At 66.2% G+C, this 18,051-nt stretch carries 18 protein-coding genes; 5 read left to right on the forward strand and 13 right to left on the reverse strand.

Translation table 11 applies throughout. The features are described 5' to 3' along the window. The first annotated feature begins 69 nt into the window (after positions 1 to 69). The 3 genes from ACGLHS_RS18730 to ACGLHS_RS18740 all read left to right on the forward strand — a co-directional run bounded on the left by ACGLHS_RS18730 (position 70) and on the right by ACGLHS_RS18740 (position 2,635). Positions 70 to 531 (forward strand): 4-oxalocrotonate tautomerase family protein, encoded by a 462-nt coding sequence (locus ACGLHS_RS18730; RefSeq protein WP_394482093.1) that lies wholly within the window; start codon positions 70 to 72, stop codon positions 529 to 531. Further along, positions 528 to 1,346, forward strand: a complete 819-nt coding sequence (locus tag ACGLHS_RS18735; protein WP_394482095.1) for a dienelactone hydrolase family protein — start codon at positions 528 to 530, stop codon at positions 1,344 to 1,346. The genes ACGLHS_RS18730 and ACGLHS_RS18735 overlap by 4 nt, the downstream gene beginning before the upstream one ends. Before the next feature lie 191 nt (positions 1,347 to 1,537). Next, a complete protein-coding gene (locus tag ACGLHS_RS18740) occupies positions 1,538 to 2,635 on the forward strand; it encodes a nucleoside hydrolase (protein WP_394482097.1) in 1,098 nt (365 codons plus the stop codon). A 72-nt stretch (positions 2,636 to 2,707) separates the two neighbouring features. On the opposite strand, the gene ACGLHS_RS18745 is transcribed toward ACGLHS_RS18740, so the two are convergent. From ACGLHS_RS18745 to ACGLHS_RS18770, 6 genes are all read right to left on the reverse strand, one after another. Then, complete coding sequence (locus tag ACGLHS_RS18745; RefSeq protein ID WP_093245512.1) at positions 2,708 to 3,445, reverse strand: amino acid ABC transporter ATP-binding protein; 738 nt, start codon at positions 3,443 to 3,445, stop codon at positions 2,708 to 2,710. A 39-nt stretch (positions 3,446 to 3,484) separates the two neighbouring features. Next, positions 3,485 to 4,174: an amino acid ABC transporter permease gene (locus ACGLHS_RS18750; RefSeq protein ID WP_394482099.1), complete on the reverse strand. Its 690-nt coding sequence runs from the start codon at positions 4,172 to 4,174 to the stop codon at positions 3,485 to 3,487. 1 nt (position 4,175) lies between these two features. Beyond that, positions 4,176 to 4,907: an amino acid ABC transporter permease gene (locus ACGLHS_RS18755; RefSeq protein ID WP_394482101.1), complete on the reverse strand. Its 732-nt coding sequence runs from the start codon at positions 4,905 to 4,907 to the stop codon at positions 4,176 to 4,178. A 92-nt stretch (positions 4,908 to 4,999) separates the two neighbouring features. Then, positions 5,000 to 5,899: an amino acid ABC transporter substrate-binding protein gene (locus tag ACGLHS_RS18760; RefSeq protein WP_093244123.1), complete on the reverse strand. Its 900-nt coding sequence runs from the start codon at positions 5,897 to 5,899 to the stop codon at positions 5,000 to 5,002. Between the two features lie 168 nt (positions 5,900 to 6,067). Then, a complete protein-coding gene (locus tag ACGLHS_RS18765; RefSeq protein WP_394482104.1) occupies positions 6,068 to 7,522 on the reverse strand; it encodes an aspartate ammonia-lyase in 1,455 nt (484 codons plus the stop codon). Positions 7,523 to 7,696: 174 nt separating this feature from the next. Next, entirely contained in the window at positions 7,697 to 8,683 is a 987-nt protein-coding gene (locus tag ACGLHS_RS18770; RefSeq protein ID WP_394482106.1) for a LysR substrate-binding domain-containing protein, read from the reverse strand. Positions 8,684 to 8,743: 60 nt separating this feature from the next. Here ACGLHS_RS18770 and ACGLHS_RS18775 point away from each other — a divergent pair, with 60 nt between their 5' ends. After that, positions 8,744 to 10,186 carry an amidase gene (locus ACGLHS_RS18775; protein WP_394482108.1) on the forward strand — a complete coding sequence of 481 codons (1,443 nt, stop codon included), beginning with the start codon at positions 8,744 to 8,746 and terminating at the stop codon, positions 10,184 to 10,186. Between the two features lie 109 nt (positions 10,187 to 10,295). Here ACGLHS_RS18775 and ACGLHS_RS18780 read toward each other — a convergent pair whose 3' ends face one another. Further along, a complete protein-coding gene (locus ACGLHS_RS18780; RefSeq protein WP_394482110.1) occupies positions 10,296 to 11,234 on the reverse strand; it encodes a 2-hydroxyacid dehydrogenase in 939 nt (312 codons plus the stop codon). 43 nt (positions 11,235 to 11,277) lie between these two features. Beyond that, a complete protein-coding gene (locus ACGLHS_RS18785) occupies positions 11,278 to 13,152 on the reverse strand; it encodes an ABCB family ABC transporter ATP-binding protein/permease (protein WP_394482496.1) in 1,875 nt (624 codons plus the stop codon). Between the two features lie 41 nt (positions 13,153 to 13,193). Here ACGLHS_RS18785 and ACGLHS_RS18790 point away from each other — a divergent pair, with 41 nt between their 5' ends. Continuing rightward, positions 13,194 to 13,619, forward strand: a complete 426-nt coding sequence (locus ACGLHS_RS18790; RefSeq protein ID WP_081268377.1) for an acyl-CoA thioesterase — start codon at positions 13,194 to 13,196, stop codon at positions 13,617 to 13,619. A gap of 15 nt (positions 13,620 to 13,634) precedes the next feature. On the opposite strand, the gene ACGLHS_RS18795 is transcribed toward ACGLHS_RS18790, so the two are convergent. From ACGLHS_RS18795 to ACGLHS_RS18815, 5 genes are all read right to left on the reverse strand, one after another. Then, on the reverse strand, positions 13,635 to 14,741 hold the full coding sequence (locus ACGLHS_RS18795; RefSeq protein WP_394482498.1) for an ABC transporter substrate-binding protein: 1,107 nt from the start codon (positions 14,739 to 14,741) through the stop codon (positions 13,635 to 13,637). 186 nt (positions 14,742 to 14,927) lie between these two features. After that, positions 14,928 to 15,692, reverse strand: a complete 765-nt coding sequence (locus ACGLHS_RS18800; RefSeq protein WP_093244113.1) for an enoyl-CoA hydratase — start codon at positions 15,690 to 15,692, stop codon at positions 14,928 to 14,930. A 38-nt stretch (positions 15,693 to 15,730) separates the two neighbouring features. Beyond that, positions 15,731 to 16,324 carry a 2-hydroxychromene-2-carboxylate isomerase gene (locus ACGLHS_RS18805; RefSeq protein WP_093244112.1) on the reverse strand — a complete coding sequence of 198 codons (594 nt, stop codon included), beginning with the start codon at positions 16,322 to 16,324 and terminating at the stop codon, positions 15,731 to 15,733. 115 nt (positions 16,325 to 16,439) lie between these two features. Continuing rightward, positions 16,440 to 17,186 carry an SDR family oxidoreductase gene (locus ACGLHS_RS18810; protein WP_394482113.1) on the reverse strand — a complete coding sequence of 249 codons (747 nt, stop codon included), beginning with the start codon at positions 17,184 to 17,186 and terminating at the stop codon, positions 16,440 to 16,442. Positions 17,187 to 17,190: 4 nt separating this feature from the next. Next, on the reverse strand, positions 17,191 to 18,027 hold the full coding sequence (locus ACGLHS_RS18815; RefSeq protein WP_394482116.1) for an acyl-CoA thioesterase: 837 nt from the start codon (positions 18,025 to 18,027) through the stop codon (positions 17,191 to 17,193). Positions 18,028 to 18,051: the final 24 nt, after the last annotated feature.

The raw sequence follows: 18,051 nt of genomic DNA on the forward strand, positions 1-18,051 counted from the left end.
GTCAAAACAGACACTGTCATTCTGGCAACGGGATCGCTCCAATACAAGCTTCACATCAGCAGGCCACCCATGCCCCACATCCTCGTCAAGATTCCACAAGGCGCCTTTCCCGGCGACAGCCGGGCAGCGCTCGTCCAGAAGATCAGGGAAGCCGCATCGGCGGCCGAACAGATTCCGGCCGACCCGGCGAAGCAGTTTCTTTGCTGGGTGCTGATCGAAGAGATCGCGGCCGGCAACTGGACGTGCGGCGGGGCCGACGTCACGGCGAAGTTTCTGCCTTGCGCGGCCACCGTGCAGTTGCCTGCCGGTGTGCTGGACGAAGCATCGCGCGCCGAATTCACCCAGTCGATGCACGCAGCCTTCAAGGCTTCGATGCCTGCGCACGACAAGCGCCAGTTGCTGAGTTCGGTCGTCCTGCACGATGTGCCCAACGGCACCTGGGGCGTGGGCGGCGCGCTCAGGAAGCTTCCCGATTTCGCTCCCGCCGCGGGCTACGCACACTTGCAGCATCTGGTGGAGGCCACGGCATGAACCACGACGATCCATTGAACGACTTCGAGCCCCGTTCGATCACGCTCGACGGCATCACCAAGGTGGTCCACGTGACGGGCACAGGGCCCGCAGTGATCGTGATGACCGAGATGCCGGGCATCAGCCCGCATGTCGCACGCTTCAGCCGCTGGGTGCGCGACGCGGGCTTCACGGTCTACATGCCCTCGCTGTTCGGCCGCGACGGTGCCGTGCCGGGTGTCGAGGAAGGCATCGCCACCTTCAAGCGAGCCTGTGTCAGCGCGGAGTTTCGTGCCTTCGCCTCCAACGAATCGAGCCCGGTGACGCAGTGGCTCCGCGCGCTTGCGCGGCTCGCGCACGAGGAGTGCGGCGGCCCCGGCGTGGGCGCGATCGGCATGTGCTTCACCGGCAACTTCGCGCTCTCGATGATGCTGGAGCCCGCGATGCTGGCGCCCGTGGTGTGCCAGCCCTCGCTGCCCATGGACAACCCCGCCGGCATGAACATGGCGCCCGACGAACTGGCCGCCGTGCGCGCGCGCCTGGAGCGCGAAGACCTGACGGTGATGGCCTACCGCTTCGACGGCGACAAGCATTGCAAGGCCGAGCGCTTCGCGGCCTTTGCCGAGGCGCTGGGGCCGCGCTTCGTCGCGCGCGTGCTGCCCGACAGCGCGGCCAACCCGAACACGCCGCCCTTCTTCGACAAGGTGGTGGCCAGCCCGCACAGCGTGGTGACGGCGCATCTGATCGACGAGGCGGGCCAGCCCACCGTGGCGGCGCGCGACGAGATCCTGTCGTTCTTCGCGCGGCGGCTCGGTGAGGGGCGCACGCAACAGTAGGCAGCAGGCGGCAGCCGCGCGGCTGCACACTTTTCACTGTGGGCAAATTCGCGCGCTAACCCCTTGGTTTGCACGGTGTCGCGCACCTGCACGCGATGGCCGAAAATGCAGCCGCCATCGCGTGTTGCGGCGCGCGATGCTCTGGCAGACTGACTTGCGGCGCACTCCCGCGCCCGCAAGGAATCGCTCCCATGCCCCTGAAATCCACCGCATCGGCCGTTGCATCCACGACGACGGCACGCCGCCTGTTTTTTCTTCTGGCCCTTCCTGTTCTTGGACTCGTCATCTTGATCCTCAGCCTCGCCGCCTCGAATGCCCATGCCGCCGATGCCACGCCCGGCAAGCCCGCGACGCGCACGTTGATCATCGACACCGACCCCGGTGCCGACGACGTGATCGCGCTGCTCTTTGCCATGGCCTCGCCCGACGAACTGAAGATCCAGGCGCTGACCACGGTGGCGGGCAACGTGCCGCTGGCCAAGACATCGCGCAACGCGCGGCTCGCACGCGAATGGGCGAAGCGGCCCGACATTCCCGTCTATGCCGGCGCGCCGCGCCCGCTGGTGCGCACGCCCATCTATGCGGCCGACATCCACGGCAGCGAAGGCATCACCGGCGTGAAGGTGCACGAGCCGAGCCAGCCACTGGCCGATGGCAATGCGGTCGACTACCTGATCCGCACGCTGCGCGCGGCGCCCGAGAAGAGCGTGACGCTCGCGATGCTCGGGCCCGAAACGAACCTCGCGTTAGCGCTGACGCAAGCCCCCGACATCACGCGCGGCCTGCGCGAGCTGGTGCTGATGGGTGGTGCGCATTTCAACGGCGGCAACATCACGCCGACGGCCGAGTTCAACGTCTTCGCCGATCCGCATGCGGCCGAGATCGTGCTCAAGAGCGGCGTGCCGATCACCATGCTGCCGCTGGACGTGACGCACAAGGTGCTGACCAGCCCCGAGCGCATCGCGAAACTGCGCGGCATCGGCAACCAGGCCGGCAAGACCGTCGCAGACATCCTCGATGCCTACGTGCAGCACGACATGCAGTACTACGGCCTGCCCGGCGGCCCTGTACATGACGCCACGGTGATCGGCTACCTGCTGCAGCCTTCGCTGTTCAAGGGCCGGCAGGTGAACGTGGAAGTCGACAGCCGCGAAGGCATCGGCTTCGGGCAGACGGCGGTCGACTGGTACGGCGGGCTGAAGAAGCCGGCCAACGTGAACTGGATCGCGGAGGGCGATGCGCAGGGGTTCTTCGATCTGCTGACGCAGAGGATTTCTCGGTTGCCCTGAGCCTGGGTCAGCCCATGAAAAAAGCCACGCTGCGAAACAGCGTGGCTTTTGTCCTTGTGCCGCAGCAGCGAATCAGTGCTGCAGGATCTTGTTCAAGAAGTCCTTGGTGCGCGGCTGACGATTCTCGGGGTGCTCGAAGAACTCGTCCTTCGGGCAATCTTCCAGAATCTTGCCGCCCACGTCGATGAAGATCACGCGGCTCGCGACCTTGCGGGCGAAAGCCATTTCGTGCGTGACGACCATCATGGTCATGCCTTCCTTGGCCAGGCTCACCATCACGTCGAGCACTTCGCCGACCATTTCGGGGTCGAGCGCCGAGGTGGGTTCGTCGAACAGCATCACGATCGGGTCCATCGACAGCGCACGGGCAATCGCCACGCGCTGCTGCTGGCCACCTGAGAGCTGGCCCGGGAACTTGTCCTTGTGCGCCATCAGGCCCACGCGGTCGAGCATCTTCAGGCCCCGGGTCTTGGCTTCGTCGGGCGAGCGGCCCAGCACCTTGATCTGCGCGATCGTGAGGTTCTCGGTCACCGACAGGTGCGGGAACAGCTCGAAGTGCTGGAACACCATGCCGACCTTGGAGCGCAGCTTGGGCAGGTTGGTCTTGGGGTCGTGCAGCGGAATGCCGTTGACGGTGATCTCGCCCTTCTGGAAGGGCTCGAGCGCGTTCACGGTCTTGATGAGGGTGGACTTGCCCGAGCCCGAAGGCCCGCACACCACCACCACGTCACCCTTGGAGATGTTCACCGAGCAGTCGTTGAGCACCTGCACGGGGCCGTACCACTTGGAGACGTTCTTGATTTCGATCATTTTTTCGGACATATCTTTCTCTCCGGTTCAGCCACTCAATCAGCGAATGATGGCGATCTTCTTGTGCAGGCGCTTCACGAGCCAGGACAAGGCATAACACATGACGAAGTACACGACGGCTGCGAGCAGGTAGGCCTCGATCGGGCGGCCGAAGTTCTTGCCGGCGGTCTCGAAGCCCTTGAGCATGTCGTAGGCACCGATGGCGTAGACCAGCGACGTATCCTGGAACAGGATGATGGTCTGCGTGAGCAGCACCGGCAGCATGTTGCGGAAGGCCTGCGGCAGCACCACCAGGCGCATGTTCTGGCCGTAGGTCATGCCGACCGCCTGGCCGGCGTTGACCTGGCCGCGCGGAATCGACTGGATGCCCGCGCGCATGATCTCGGAGAAGTAGGCGGCCTCGAACGCGACGAAGGTGATCACGGCCGAGATTTCGGAGCGGTAGTTGGAGCCCACCGAACCGAACAGCGAATAGAACGACGCCGGCACGAGCAGGAAGAACCACAGGATCACCATCACCAGCGGGATGCTTCGCATGCCGTTGACGTAGAGCGCCGCGGGCGCGTCGAGCCACTTCTTGCCCGACAGGCGCATGAGCGCAAGGATGGTGCCGAAGATCACGCCGCCAATGGTGGCCACCACCGTCAGCATGATGCTGAAGTAGAAGCCCTTGACGACGAAGTTGCTGATGACGTCCCAGTTGTAGAACGACAGGTCGAGATTCATCATGTCAGTGTCCTCCGCCGCCAGCGCTGGCCGAGACGATGAAGCCCGGCACGCGGGTCTTCTTCTCGATGTACGCCATGAGCCGATTGATGGCCAGGGCCGACACCACGTAGCACGCCGTCACCGCCAGGTAGACCTCGATGCCGCGCGAGGTTTCTTCCTGCGCCTGCATGGCGAACATGGTGAGTTCGGTGACCGACACGGCAAACGCGACGGACGAATTCTTGAAGATGTTCATCGTCTCGCTCGTGAGCGGCGGGATGATGATGCGGTAGGCCATCGGCAGGATCACGTAGCGGTAGTACTGCGTGGTGGTGAAGCCCACCGCCATGCCCGCATAGCGCTGGCCCTTGGGCAGCGCCTGGATGCCCGAGCGCACCTGCTCGGCGATACGCGCCGAGGTGAAGAAGCCCAGCGCCAGCACCACGAGGATGAAGCTGGGCACACCCTTCATGATGGGGATCATGGCCGGGATCACGTGGTACCAGAGGAAGATCTGCACCAGCAGCGGGATGTTGCGAAACAACTCGACCCAGGCATTGCCCAGCCGCACCAGCCACGGGTTGTCGGGCAGCGTACGGATGATCCCGACCAGCGAGCCCAGCACCAACGCGACGATCAGTGCCAGCAGTGCCACCGACACCGTCCAGCCCCAGGCGGACAGCATCCACTGCAGGTAGGTCGGATAGTCCCCCCCGGGGTCTTGCAGGAAGACCTGCCAATCCCAGTTGCCCATTTTCTTACTCCTTCACCATCTTCGAAAAACCAGTCCCTGAAAAGAAACGCCCACCGCGAAAGGTGGGCGTCATTCACGCAGCGACGCGCCGCTTATTCCTTGGTGACGTAGTCTTCCGCGGGCTTGTCGTTCGGGTTGGCCCAGGCGTTCTTGGTGGCTTCGCCCAGCGGCAGGTTGATGACCACGTTTGCCGGCGGGATCGGCTTCATGAACCACTTGTCATAGAGCTTGGCCAGCTCGCCCGACTTGGCTTGTGCCTTGATGCTGTCGTCCACGACCTTCTTGAAGGCCGGGTCGTCCTTGCGGATCATGATGCCGATGGGTTCGACGGCCAGCACGTCGTTCAGGATCTTGTAGTCCTTGGGCGACTTCGACTTGGCGGCCAGGGCAGCCAGGATCGAGCCGTCCATCACGAAGGCGTCGGCACGGCCGGTTTCGACCAGCAGGAAGCTGTCGGAGTGGTCCTTGCCGTAGACCTCCTTGAAGGTCAGGTTCTCGGCGCGCTTTTGCTTGCGAACGGTCTGCAGCGGCGTGGTGCCGGTGGTGGTGGCAACCGTCTTGTCCTTCAGGTCGGCCAGCGAGTTGATGCCCGAGTTGGCCTTGACCAGGATCTTGGTTTCTTCGACGTAGGTGGTGTCGCCGAAAGCCACGTCCTTCTGGCGGGTGGCGTTGTTGGTGGTCGAGCCGCACTCGATGTCCACGGTGCCGTTCTGCACGAGCGGAATGCGGTTCTGCGAGGTCACGGGCTGGTACTTGACTTCGAGCTTCTTGCCGGCGAGCTTCTCGATGTCCTTGATGATGTTGGCGCAGACGTCGAAGTGGAAGCCGGTGTACTGGCCATTGCCCAGCGTATACGACAGGCCCGAGGATTCACGCACGCCTTCGGTGATGACGCCGGAAGCCTTGATCTTGGCCAGCGTGTCATTGGCTTGCGCCATCGCGCCGCCGGCGGCCAGCGCCGCGATTGCCAATGCCAATACTTGTTTTTTCATTCGGAAAACTCCTGAGGGTGACTGAAACAGATACAACTAAATTCTAGACATTCGCATTTTGCGTGATACCCGGACCAACCCGGTGCAACACGGCGCACGCTGCACCGCCTGGGCGCGCACAGGCGCCAGCTTGGTGCGATCCTGCCTCCTGGCATTGTCCGACTTTCACTAAGCAGCCTTTGTGCCCGAAGGCTCGGCGGCCGGGGGAACCGGTGCGGCAGACAGGCGAACCGGCTGGGTCAGATTCTCGGGCACGAGCAGCGCGTCCATTTCGGCGCGGGTCATGATGCCCAGCGATTCGGCCACCACGTCGACGGGCCCGCCGGTGGCCAGCGCGGTCTTGGCAATGAGCGCAGCCTTCTCGTAGCCGATCAGCGGATTGAGCGCGGTGACCAGCGTGACCGACTCGCGCACCCGCTTGGCCAGGAACTCGCGGTTGGCCTCGATGCCGTCGACGCAGTTCGTGCGCAGCGTGTGGCAGGCGTTGCCCAGGTGCTGGATGCTCTTGAACAGGCTCCAGCCCATGATCGGCTCGAAGGCGTTGAGCTGCAGCTGCCCGGCCTCGGACGCGAGCGTGACGGTGATGTCGTTGCCGATGACCTCGAAGGCCACCTGGTTCATGACTTCCGGAATCACGGGGTTGACCTTGCCCGGCATGATCGACGAGCCGGCCTGCCGCGCCGGCAACCGGATCTCGCCGAAACCGGCCTGCGGGCCGCTGGACAGCAGGCGCAGGTCGTTGCAGGTCTTGCTCAGCTTGGTCGCCACGCGCTTGAGCACGCCCGACAGCTGCACGAAGGCGCCGGTGTCCTGCGTGGCCTCGATCAGGTTGGCGGCCTGCTTGAGCGGCACGCCGGTCTGCTCGGCAAGGTACTGGCAGGCCAGGTTGGCATAGCCGTGCGGCGCGTTGATGCCGGTGCCGATGGCGGTGGCGCCGAGGTTGATTTCTTCGATGAGCGCGCGGGCCTCGCCGAGGCGGGCCTCGTCTTCCCCGATCATGATGGCGTAGGTCAGGAACTCCTGGCCCAGCGTCATGGGCACCGCGTCCTGCAGCTGGGTGCGGCCGATCTTGAGGATGTCCTTGAACTTGAGCGCCTTGGCCTCGAAGCTGCGGCGCAATGCGGCCATGGCTTCGAGCAGCCGGCCGATGGCGAACCACAGCGCCAGCCGCACCGCCGTGGGGTACACGTCGTTGGTGCTCTGCGAGGCGTTGACGTGGTCGTTGGGGTGCAACACGTCGTAGCGCCCCTTTTCGTGGCCCAGCTTCTCGAGCGCGAGGTTGCAGATGACCTCGTTGGCGTTCATGTTGGTCGAGGTGCCGGCGCCGCCCTGAATCACGTCGACCACGAATTCGCCGAGCAGCTTGCCATCGACGATGTCTTCGCAGGCCAGGATGATCGCGGCGGCGCGGTCGCGGTCGATGGCGCCCAGGTCGGCATTGGCGCGCGTGGCGGCCTTCTTCACGTAGGCCAGGGCGCGCACGAGGTCGGGCATGGCCGAGATGCGGGTGCCCGAGATCGCGAAGTTCTCGACGGCACGCGCCGTGTGCACGCCCCAGTAGGCGATGGCGGGGATCTGCTTCTCGCCGAGGAAGTCGTGCTCAGTCCGGAAATTGGAGCTCATACGGTTTCCTCGGCTTAAAAAAAAGCACGCGTGTGGCGCGTGCGGGGTGGGTGTGACGAGTGACAGCAGAAAAAAACTGCCGCGACTGTAGTAGCGCCGGACACATGGCGCCAATGCCGTTTGCGGGGAGGCTCATGCGCGGCATTTATAGATTGTGCGGTGCACAAATTATGGTCAGCGCGCCGGCTGGGTGCCGACAAGGTACGACCACAGGGCGTCGGCGGTGCGCTTGGGCTGCAGGCTGTCGGAGGCCGCGACCTTGGCAGACCGCCCGCCGGCCGCCTTCACCGGCGCGGGCGCGGTGGGCCGCTCGCGGTAGGCACGGATTTCCATCGTGGCTTCGAGGCTGTCGATCTCGGGCGGCAGCGCGCTCACCAGCTTGCGCGCCTTGATCTCCTTGCGCACCGCGCTCTGCGGCAGGAAGGCAATGCCATGGCCTTCAAGCGCCATCACCTTCAGGCCTTCGGCCATGTCGGTTTCATAGACGCGGTCGAGGTGGATGGCGGTGCCCGACTCTTTCAGCAACTGGTCGACCACGCGGCCCAGGTAGGCGCCGGGCGCATAACCCAGGTAAGGCAGCGGCTGGCCCGGACGGCCCGGCAGCCGGTAGCGCGGCGCGCCCTCGGCATCGGCCTTGACCCAGGGCGCCACGGTTTCCTCGCCGAGGCTGACCATCTCGTACTTGTTGGCGTCGAGCTGCAGCGGCTGCGAGGGGTGGTGGTAGGCGATCAGCAGGTCGCAGCTGCCTTCGACCAGCCGCAGCACCGCGTCGTGCACGTTGAGCGCAATGAGCCGGCTCTTGATCGGCCCGAAATGCTCACGCAGGCTGGTCACCCAGGAGGGGAAGAAGGTAAAGGCCAGCGTGTGCGGCACGGCAATTTCGATCACGTCCTGCCCGGCGGCCGAATGGCCGCGCAGCATGGCCCGGGTGCTCTGCAGCGACTGCAGCATCTCGATGGCCTGGCTGTAGAGCGTCTGGCCCGCGGGCGTCAGGCGCGTGGGGTAGGAGCTGCGATCGACCAGGTCGGTGCCGGCCCAGCCTTCGAGCGCCTGGATGCGGCGCGAGAACGCCGGCTGCGTCACATGCCTCAATTGGGCCGAGCGGCTGAAGCTGCGGGTTTCCGCCAAACTGATGAAGTCTTCGAGCCACTTTGTTTCCATACGCGGCGATTATGCGAGCGCCGCGCCATACTGGGCGCCCCTCCTTTTCCCGCACTCGCCATGCCTTCAGCCGACCTGCTCGAACTCAGCGCCACCGAACTTTCGCGCCGCATCGCCGCGCGCGACGTGTCCTGCCAAGAAGTGATGCAGGCCTCGCTGGCCCGCATCGGGGCGCTGAACCCGCGCTTCAACGCCATCGTTTCCCTGCGCGAACCGGCGCAGCTGCTGGCCGAGGCCGGCGAGCGCGACGCCGAACTGGCGCGCGGCGAACGGCGCGGCTGGATGCACGGCTTTCCGCTGGCGGTGAAAGACCTGAGCCACGCCGCCGGCCTGCCGACCTCGATGGGCTCGCCGCTGTCGCCGCGCTCGCCGGCGCGCACCGACAGCCTGCACGTGGCCCGCATGCGCGCGGCCGGCGCCATCGTCATCGGCAAGACCAACACGCCCGAGTTCGGCCTCGGCTCGCACACCTACAACACCGTCTTCGGCACCACCCGCAATGCTTACGCGCACGACCGCAGCGCGGGCGGCAGCAGCGGCGGTGCGGCCGTGGCGCTGGCCCTGGGCATGCTGCCCGTGGCCGACGGCAGCGACATGATGGGATCGCTGCGCAACCCCGCCGCCTTCAACAACGTGATCGGCATGCGGCCTTCGCGCGGGCGCGTGCCCGGCGACCCCGAGCAGGAGCTGTTCTTCCAGCAACTGGGCTGCGAAGGCCCGATGGCCCGCACGGTGGAAGACACGGCGCGGCTGCTCGCGGTGCAGGCCGGCTTCGACGGCCGCGTGCCGCTGTCGTCGCCCCACGCCCTGCCCTCGCCCGATGCGCTGCAGCTCGATGGCGACGGCAAGGGCCTGCGCATCGGCTGGCTCGGCAGCGTCTGGCCCGACCTGCCGCTGGCGCCGGGCGTGCGCGAGCTCGGCGAGAAGGCGCTCGACACCTTCCGTGCCATTGGCTGCGAAGTCGAGCCCTGCACGCTCGACGTGCCGCGCGAGCACAACTGGAGCGCCTGGCTGCGTTTGCGGCAACTGCTGGTGGGCGGCAAGCTCGGCGCCTACCTGAGCGATCCGAAGCTGTTCGCGCAGCTCAAGCCCGAGGCGCAATGGGAGATCGAGCAGAGCCGGCATCTGGATGCGGCCTCGCTGTACCAGGCCTCGCACTATCGATCGAACGTGTACCGCGCATTTCTTGCGCTGTTCGAGCGCTTCGACTTCGTGGTGGCACCGACCGCGCAGGTGTTTCCGTTCGATGCGGAACTGCACTGGCCGACGGAAGTGGCCGGCGTGCGGAGCGATACGTACCACCGCTGGATGGAGATCGTCACGCCGTTCACGCTGGCGGGGTTGCCGACGCTGAATGTGCGTGCCGGCTTTGGGGAAGGTGGCCTGCCGATGGGCTTGCAGCTTGCGGGGCCGATCCACTCGGATCTCGAAGTGCTGCGGCTGGGGCATGCGTATGACCAGGCCTGCGGCTGGGCATCCCACCGTCCTCCGGTATTGGTTTGACTCCCTCCCCCGCTGGGGGAGTGCAGGGGTGGGGGCAAGCGGCGCTCATTTCGGGCGCTCTGCCCGCCCCCATCCCAACCTTCCCCCAGAGGGGGAAGGAGCAAGTCACTCAGATCGGCGTGACGACGCCGCGCCCCGCGAAGTGCCCTTCAGCATTCGCCAGGAAATGATCGACCGACTTCTGCGTCGCCTCGGGTGACCAGCCCGCCATGTGCGGCGTCAGCAGTACGTTGTTCAGGCCCACGAGCGGCTCCGGCCGCTTCGGCTCGCTCTCGTACACGTCCAGGCCCGCGCCCGCGATGCGGTTCTCGCGCAGCGCCGCGGCCAGCGCCTCGGTGTCGACCACGCTGCCGCGGCCGATGCTCACCAGGTAGCCCTGCGGCCCCAGCGCATCGAGCACTTCGGCATTGACCAGATGCTTGGTCGCCGGACCGCCCGGCGCGGCCAGCACCAGAAAGTCGGCCCAGGCCGCCAGCGACTTCAGGTCGTCGAAGTAGCGCTGCGTCGCGCCTTCGCGCGGCTTGCGGTTGTGATAGCCGACCTCCATGTCGAATGCGGCGGCGCGCTTGGCGATCTTCTGGCCGATGGTGCCCAGCCCGAGGATGCCCAGCTTCTTGCCCGACACATTGGCCGGCTGCGGAATGGCTTCGCGCCACACGCCTTCGCGGCACAGGCGGTCGAGCTTGCGGAACTCGCGCACGATGCCGATGAGCAGGCCGAAGGCGTGGTCGGCCACGCAGTCGTCGTTGGTGCCCGCGCCGTTGGCCGTGGCGATGCCGCGCGCACGCGTCACTTCGAGCGGCACGCCTTCGTAGCCCGCGCCCAGGCAGCAGATCAGCTCGACGGCCGGCATGGCCGCGATTTCCTCGGGCGTGATGCCGATGACGCCGATGGTCAGCACCGCGCGGAATTTCTTGCCGTGCTCGGCAATGGCGGCGGCGCGCTGGGCGGCGCCGAAGGCGTAGGTCAGGTCATAGACCTCGGCAATCTGGGCCTGGTGGGCGCTCGACAGGCTGTTGAGCACCAGCAGGGGAATCTTGGTCGACACGTCTGAACTCCTGAATCGATTGAAAAAAGTCTGGATGATCGCGCTACATCAGCGGTGTCGCTTCGCTCTTCTGCAAAGCCCACATCTGCGCATAGCGGCCGCGTGCCGCGAGCAGCTCGGCATGCGTGCCGCGCTCGACGACCACGCCCGACTCCAGCACCAGGATCTCGTGCGCATCGACCACGGTCGACAGGCGGTGCGCGATGACCAGCGTGGTCTTGTCCTGCGCCGCGCTCTTCAGCTCGGACTGGATCGCGCGCTCGTTGGCAGAGTCGAGTGCCGAGGTGGCCTCGTCGAAGATCACGATGGGCGGGTTCTTCAGCAGCGTGCGCGCGATGGCCACGCGCTGCTTCTCGCCGCCCGAGAGCTTCAGGCCCCGTTCGCCCACCGTCGTCTCGTAGCCCTTGGGCGTGGCCGAGATGAAGTCGTGGATGCGCGCGGCACGCGCAGCGCCTTCCACCTCTTCGCGGCTCGCACCGGGGCGGCCGTAGGCAATGTTGTATTCGACCGTGTCGTTGAACAGCACCGTGTCCTGCGGCACGATGCCGATGGCACGGCGCACGCTCGATTGCGTGACCTCGCGGATGTCTTCGCCGCCGATGGTGATGCGGCCCTGCTGCACGTCGTAGAAGCGGTACAGCAGCCGCGCCAGCGTCGACTTGCCCGAACCCGAAGGGCCGACCACGGCCACCGTCTTGCCGGCGGGAATCTCGAAGCTCACGTGCTTGAGGATGGGGCGCGCGGGCTCATAGGCAAAGCTGACACCTTCGAAACGGACGGTGGAATTGACGCCGCCGCCCTCCCCCGGCGGAAGAGGAGGCAAGGCCAAGGGCTGCGCGCCGGGTGCATCGCGCACCTCGCGCTCTTTCTCCATCAGCACGAACATCTTGTCCAGGTCGGTCAGGCTCTGCTTGATCTCGCGGTAGATCACGCCCAGGAAGTTGAGCGGAATGTAGAGCTGGATCATGAAGGCGTTGACCATCACCAGGTCGCCCAGCGTCATGCGCCCATCGACCACGCCCGAGGTGGCGCGCCACAGCATCAGCACCAGGCTGATCGCGATCAGCAACTGCTGGCCAGTGTTGAGCATGCTCAGCGTGCGCTGGCTCTTGATGGCCGCCTTGCGGTAGCGGTCGAGGCTGGCGTCGTAGCGCCTGGCCTCGAACTCCTCGTTGTTGAAGTACTTGACGGTTTCGTAGTTCAGCAGCGAATCGACCGCGCGGCTTTGCGCCGTCGAGTCGAGCTCGTTCATGGTCTTGCGGAACTGGGTGCGCCACTCGGTCACCGTGACCGTGAAGGTGATGTACAGCACCAGCGCCACCAGCGTGATCACGACGAAGAGCCAGTCGAACTTCACGCCCAGGATCGTGAGCACCAGTACCAGCTCGATGATGGTCGGCACGATGCTGTAGAGCGACATCGAGATGAGCGAATGCACGCCGCGCGTGCCGCGCTCGATGTCGCGCGTCATGCCGCCGGTCTGGCGCTCCAGGTGAAAGCGCAGGCTCAGCGCGTGCAGGTGGCCGAACACCTCCAGCGCGATCTGCCGCGCCGTGCCTTCGGTGGCCTTGGCGAAGATCAGCTCGCGCAACTCGCCGAAGAGCGCGGTCGAAAAGCGCAGCAGCCCGTAGGCCAGCAGCAGCCCGATGGGCACGATCAGCAGCGCTTGGGCCATGTCGGGCTTGGGCGTCATCGTGTCGACGAGGTTCTTCAGCAGCACCGGCACGCCCACGTTGGCCACCTTGGCGCCCACCATGAACGCGAGCGCCGCGATCACCCGCCACTTGTACTGCCACAGGTAGGGAAAGAGCCGGCGCAGCGTCGCCCAATCGGAACGGTCGCTGGTCGCCGGCGGGTGGCCGGAGACGGTGAGGGAGGGGACGGACGATGGGGAGGGGGCTTCGCCACTGCGGCGCATGGAGGACAATCGTGGTTGCTTGTTTGTTCCAGATTGTGCCCATGTCAGATACTTCCAGCGCTGCTGCCGCCGCCACCCTCAAGAGCCTGCCCACCGACATGGAGCTGGTGCTCAAGGTCATTCCGATGCCGGCCGACTGCAATGCCAACGGCGACATCTTCGGCGGCTGGGTCATGGCGCAATGCGACCTGGCCGGCTCGGTGATCCCGGCGCGCTACGCCAAGGGCCGGCAGGCCACGGTGGCGGTGAACGAATTCATCTTCAAGCAGCCGGTGCGTCTGGGCGACATCCTCTCGTTCTATTCGAAGCTGGTGCGCATCGGGCGCACCTCGGTCACGGTGACGGTCGAAGTGTTCGCCGAGCGCTTTCGCGCGCAGGGCGAGTACATCAAGGTGACGCAGGCCACCTTCACCTATGTGGCCATCGACGACAACGGCCGCCCCCGGCCCATCGAACAACAGCCCTGAACAGGGAAGGCGCGCTCAGGCGCCCGGGTCACGCACCCGCTCGAAGCGCTCGAACTCGCGGTTGATCCAACGCCCGTCCTGCCGCTCGACGCGGCGGATGTACACGGTCTGCACGATGTCGCGCGTGTGGGCGTCGATCTCGACCGGGCCGCGCGGGCTCTCGAGCTTCAGGCCCCGGAAGGCATCGACCAGCCGTTCCCCGCTCGCACCGCCCCGCGCGGCGGGTGAGCTCATCGCGGCGTCGATGGCCGCAAGCCCGTCGTAGGCCGCCACCGCGAAGTAGCCCGGCCGCAGGTGGCTGCCGTATTCCGTCTCGAAGACGCCCGTGAAGCGGCGGTTGGCCGGCGAGGCATGGGCGAACGAATAGTGATGGCTGGTGACGAGCCCATCGGCCAGCTCGCCGATGCCCTGCAGGTAGTTGTCGTCGGTGGCATCGCCAGTGGCCAGCAGGCGGATGCCGGTGTCGGCCATGCCGCGGTCGCGCCAGAACTTCAGAAAGCTCGCCGGCATCTGCCCCGACGGCAAGAAGAAGAACACCGCCTGCGGCTTCAGTTCGCGCAGGCGCAGCATGTAGGCCGAGTAGTCGAGCGTGGCCAGCGGCACCCGCAGCATCGCGCCGACCCGGCCACCGCCCGCGGTGATGCCCGAGACGAAGGCGCTTTCGGCATCGACACCCGAGGCGTAGTCGGCCACCACGGTGCACACGTCGCGCAGGCCCTGCTGCAGTGCCCAGCGCGCCATCGGCAGCGTGACCTGGGCGATGGTGAACGACGTCCGCACCGCCAGCGGACAGCGCGCCGTGATGCCCGACGACGCCGCGTTCATCACCACCATGGGGGTCTTCGCCTGTGTGGCGACGGTGCCGACGGCATAGGCGTTGGAGCTGAAGTCGAGCCCGGCGAGCAGGTCGACGCGTTCGCTTTCCACGAGGTCCTGCGCATGGCGCCGCGCCTGCTCGGGCGCACTGCCCGGCACGTCGCGCCGCACCAGTTCGACCGGCCGCCCCGCGATGTGCTGGTTGTGCGCCGCGAGCCAGACCGCCATGCCGGCGTCGAACTGGCGGCCACCGCCCGCATAAGGACCGGACCACGAACCGATGACGCCGATGCGCAGCGGCCGCACGCGCGCCAGGGCCAGCGAAGGCGCGGCCAACGTGCCTGCAAGCAGGCCCAAAGTACGCCTGCGGGTCGGCTTCATTGCTACTTTTTCAGTAGCATCGTGCGCCCGCTGGACGGGGGCTACAGCCGTATTGATCTCTTCATCTTGCACGGCGGACAGTGTACGCGTGCAAGCAGAAACGCCGGGCGCTCAGAGCTTCGAAAAGTCGGGCTTGCGCTTCTCCATGAAGGCGCCGAAAGCCTCGCGGGCCGCCGGTTCGCGCAGCATGCGGCCAAAGCTCGCGCCCTCTTCGTCCATGCGCTCGATCACGGCGGGCATCTGCGCTTTTTTCAGCAGCCGCTTGGTTTCGATCAGCGCGCTCAGCGGCTTGGCCGCGAGCTTGCGGGCCTGCGTCTGTGCAATGGCGTTCGCCTCGGTCGGCGGCACCACGCGGTTGACCAGGCCCACTTCGAGCGCGGCCTCGGCCATGAAGGGCTCGCCCAACAGCAGCGCTTCGGCCGCGCGGTGGTAGCCCAGCATCTGCGGCACGAGCAGGCTCGATGCGGCTTCGGGGCACAGGCCCAGGTTGACGAAAGGCAGCGAGAAGGCCGCGTTGTCGCCCGCGTAGACCAGGTCGCAATGGAACAGCATCGTGGTGCCGATACCCACGGCCGGGCCGCAGACGGCCGCGACGATCGGCTTGGGAAAGGTCGCGATGCCGCGCAGGAAGCGGAACACCGGCGACTCCTGGTTGGCGGGCGGCGCATTCAGGAAGTCGCCGATGTCGTTGCCGGCGCTGAAGATCGTCGGGTCGCCCTGGATCAGCACGCAGCGCACGGCCGTGTCGCTGACGGCTTGCGCCAGTGCGTCGGCCAGCTCGGCATACATGCTGCTGGTGATCGAGTTCTTCTTGTCGAGGCGGTTGAAGGTCAGGGTCATCACACCGGCTTCGGTGTGGACGAGGATGTCGCTCATGGAAATGGTCCTTGGATAAAAACGGTTGTTGACGACGCTCAGGCGTCGAGTGCTTCGCGCACGAAATCCAGGCGGTCCTGGCCCCAGAACATCTGGTCGCCGACGAACATGGTGGGGGCTCCGAACACACCGCGCTCCACCGCCTCCTGCGTGACGGCCTTCAGGCGGTCTTTCACCTCCTGCGCGCCGGCCAGCGCGAGCAAGGCCGTGGCGTCGAAGCCCGCATTCTGAAGCACCGCGCCGACCGTCGCCGGGTCGTTGAGGTTCTTCGGCTCGACCCACATCGCGTGGTAGATCGCATCGACGTACTTGCCGAAGCGCGCCGGCTCCTTCATCTGGATGCCGGTGGCGCCGCGCATCAGCAGCAGCGTGTTGATGGGGAAGTACGGGTTGTGCTCATAGGCCACGCCGTAGCGCTTGGCGAAGCGCTTCAGGTCGGCCGTCATGTAGGGGCCCTTGGGCTTGATCTCGGCCGGCGAATGGTTGCCGGTGGCCTGGAACACGCCGCCGAGCAGCATGGGCTTCCACACCAGCTCGGCGCCGGTGTCGGCGCACACGTGCGGCAGTTGCGTCGCGGCCAGGTAGGCGGCGGGGCTGCCGAAGTCGAAATAGAAGTCGACGGTCTTTGTCATGGGTGTCTCCTTGGGGGGCTAGATTCGGGGCGCCGCTGTTCGGGGTGCGTGCGGATGGCACCGGGTGGTGCCCTCCGCGAATGTCGCCCTGCCCGAACAGCAGGCCGCCGTCATCTCAGAACTTCTCGGTCCACGGACGCAGGTCGAGCTCGTGCGTCCAGGCATCGCGCGGTTGCGTGTGCAGCATCCAGTAGCTGTCGGCGATGTGCTCGGGGTTGAGGATGCCGTCGTCTTCCTTCAGCGCATAGCGCTCGGGGAAATTGCTGCGGATGAACTCGGTGTCGATGGCACCGTCGACCACGACGTGCGCCACATGAATGCCTTGCGGCCCCAGCTCGCGCGCCATCGACTGGGCCAGCGCGCGCAGCGCCATCTTCGCGCCCGAGAAGGCGCCGAAATTGGCCGCACCGCGCAGCGAAGCCGTCGCACCGGTGAAGATGATCGTGCCGCGATGCCCACCCTTCGGCAGCGCGCGCGCCACCATCCGCTTGGCCACCTCGCGCCCGTTGAGAAAGCCCGAGAAGCAGGCCATCTCCCACACCTTGAAGTACTTGCGCGCGCTTTCCGTGAGGATGCTCTCGGGCACGTTCGCGCCGATGTTGAACACCATCACCTCGATCGGGCCGATGGTCGATTCGATCTGCTCGATCAGCGCGACCACTTCTTCTTCCTTGCGTGCATCGCAGGCGAAGGCATGGGCGTGGCCGCCGTCGGCCTCGATCTGCGCGACCAGCGGCTGCAGCTTGTCGAGGCTGCGCCGCGTGACGCAGGTGGCATAGCCCTCGCGGGCGAAGCGGCGGGCAATGGCGCCGCCGGTGGCATCGCCTGCGCCGACGATGAGAGCGGTCTTTGTGAGCGCCATGGTGCTATTCCTTGTAGTAGACGATCTGGTTCGATGTGGCGAGCAACACGCCCTTCTCGCTCCACAGATGCGCCGTCTGGTCGAAGAAGCCGTTGAAGAACTGCTGCCCCGCCGCGCGGCCCAGCAGGTAGCCCGTGCCAACCTCAGCCAGTTGCGCCGCATCGGCATGGAAGTAGGTGGTGATCGACACCGTGCCCGCCGGCACGTGCTTGGCACGGCGCAGCCAGACACGCGGGTAGAACATGTCGCTCATCGCGGCGAGCGAGGCGAAGTCGAGCGGCCGCTCTTGCGCGTCGCGCAGCCAGATGCGGGTCTCGCTGTGGTGCAGGCTGTCGTCCCACTTCGAGGGAATGCCGCCGCTCACGGGCCGCATCTCGTACTGGTTGATCCAGGCCACACCCGAAGGGCCGATGCGCATCTGCTCGACCGCCTCGGGCCGGGGCACCTCGGGCATCGGCATGTCGCTCTGGCCCCAGGTGTCGCGGCGCGCGGCCGTCACCACCGTGGCGGTGGTCGTCATGTTCGTTGCGCCGCCGGCACCGGGCTGCGTGATCTGCACGGTCCAGTGTTGTGTCGAACGGTTGGTGCGCACGGCCGTGGCCTGCACGTCGAAGGCGCCGGCTTCGAGCGCCGCCGCGTAGTTGACGGTCAGCGCAATCGGCGTGCCGAGCAGGTCGGGATGCTGTAGCACCGATTGCAGCGCCGTCGCCGCGGTGGTGCCGCCGAAGGGGCCGACCATGTTCCAGTAGTCGGGGCTGGTCGTGCCTGTGAAGTGCCCCACGCGGATGTCGCTGTGGTGCAGTGCCAGGGCTTTGTCGAAGGGGTGGTGCGTCATGCTCATGGTGATCGGCAGTGTGCCTCCGGT

The sequence above is a fragment of the Variovorax sp. VaC1 genome, from assembly GCF_043658315.1.
GTDB lineage: Bacteria > Pseudomonadota > Gammaproteobacteria > Burkholderiales > Burkholderiaceae_C > Variovorax.

Coding starts and splice junctions, on each gene's coding strand:
- ACGLHS_RS18740 (WP_394482097.1), top strand. CDS start 1,538: ATGCCCCTGAAATCCACCGCATCGGCCGTTGCATCCACGACGACGGCA.
- ACGLHS_RS18790 (WP_081268377.1), top strand. CDS start 13,194: ATGTCAGATACTTCCAGCGCTGCTGCCGCCGCCACCCTCAAGAGCCTG.
- ACGLHS_RS18760 (WP_093244123.1), bottom strand. CDS start 5,899: ATGAAAAAACAAGTATTGGCATTGGCAATCGCGGCGCTGGCCGCCGGC.
- ACGLHS_RS18745 (WP_093245512.1), bottom strand. CDS start 3,445: ATGATCGAAATCAAGAACGTCTCCAAGTGGTACGGCCCCGTGCAGGTG.
- ACGLHS_RS18765 (WP_394482104.1), bottom strand. CDS start 7,522: ATGAGCTCCAATTTCCGGACTGAGCACGACTTCCTCGGCGAGAAGCAG.
- ACGLHS_RS18810 (WP_394482113.1), bottom strand. CDS start 17,186: ATGGCGCTCACAAAGACCGCTCTCATCGTCGGCGCAGGCGATGCCACC.
- ACGLHS_RS18755 (WP_394482101.1), bottom strand. CDS start 4,907: ATGGGCAACTGGGATTGGCAGGTCTTCCTGCAAGACCCCGGGGGGGAC.
- ACGLHS_RS18770 (WP_394482106.1), bottom strand. CDS start 8,683: ATGGAAACAAAGTGGCTCGAAGACTTCATCAGTTTGGCGGAAACCCGC.
- ACGLHS_RS18805 (WP_093244112.1), bottom strand. CDS start 16,324: ATGACAAAGACCGTCGACTTCTATTTCGACTTCGGCAGCCCCGCCGCC.
- ACGLHS_RS18775 (WP_394482108.1), top strand. CDS start 8,744: ATGCCTTCAGCCGACCTGCTCGAACTCAGCGCCACCGAACTTTCGCGC.
- ACGLHS_RS18735 (WP_394482095.1), top strand. CDS start 528: ATGAACCACGACGATCCATTGAACGACTTCGAGCCCCGTTCGATCACG.
- ACGLHS_RS18800 (WP_093244113.1), bottom strand. CDS start 15,692: ATGAGCGACATCCTCGTCCACACCGAAGCCGGTGTGATGACCCTGACC.
- ACGLHS_RS18730 (WP_394482093.1), top strand. CDS start 70: ATGCCCCACATCCTCGTCAAGATTCCACAAGGCGCCTTTCCCGGCGAC.
- ACGLHS_RS18785 (WP_394482496.1), bottom strand. CDS start 13,152: ATGCGCCGCAGTGGCGAAGCCCCCTCCCCATCGTCCGTCCCCTCCCTC.
- ACGLHS_RS18750 (WP_394482099.1), bottom strand. CDS start 4,174: ATGATGAATCTCGACCTGTCGTTCTACAACTGGGACGTCATCAGCAAC.
- ACGLHS_RS18815 (WP_394482116.1), bottom strand. CDS start 18,027: ATGAGCATGACGCACCACCCCTTCGACAAAGCCCTGGCACTGCACCAC.